The sequence below is a fragment of the Mesorhizobium sp. FG116 genome (assembly GCF_057809835.1).
Window position 1 is genome coordinate 1 of sequence record NZ_JBMDKS010000131.1, and the last position, 772, is coordinate 772.

1 protein-coding gene is annotated in these 772 nt (G+C 55.1%); it reads right to left on the bottom strand.

Annotation, left to right across the window (positions count from 1 at the left end):
- On the bottom strand, window positions 1-772 hold a 772-nt coding region (locus tag ACODTY_RS24095; RefSeq protein ID WP_488996698.1), incomplete at both ends, for an RcgA family putative transporter.

The window sequence follows — 772 nt, forward strand, 5'->3', positions numbered from 1 at the left end:
GATAGGCCAGTCCTGTGAACACGAGCTCCACCGGCACCGATATGACTTCAGGCCGGACGATCGCGAGCCTGCCCCAATCCACCGCATAGTCGCCGCCGCCTTTGACTAGCGGGATCAGGCACACACCAATCCACTGGACAAGCCCGGCGAATACCAAGCAAATCACGAAGACTGCCCAAAATGAATAGGACGTGGCGTCTAAGATTTGCACCCAGGCGTGGCAACTTTCATCAAGCGCGCCATTTCTTACAAGCTTCGACCGTTCCTCGTGTTTCCAGTAGGTTACAAGTTCGGACACAAATGCCAGAAATAGTGGCAGAAACAGCATGAACACGAATATCCAGTTCGCAGCCCAAAGAAAACCAACTTGCTTAACAACGCCATCCGCACGGCCATATTTGACGTTATGAATGCCGAGAATAAACGACAGGAAGCCAAGCGCGGAAATGCCGGCGAAGACCGAAGCCGGAAGGTTCAATGGAGAGCCGTCGCAAAAAAGTGCTTCCGATCTTCTCGCCAGGCTAAAGCGCCGCGTCGGTCCTTTAACGTCCCTGTACAGGGCCAGCTCTGGTTGCGAGGCGGTTGCGCTGGCCAAAGTCCCGGAGCCTTCCAGATCTTGAACCGCGAGCGTATTGACGCTTTCTGCTCTCTTCCATTCTCGTCTCTTGGTCGTTAGCCGCGATTGTGCCGCAATAAGCTCCACCTGCCATTCGCGGGTCGCCAACGGATCATCGCATCCAAAGATCCTCGCCAGCCAGCGAATGTTGGCTGT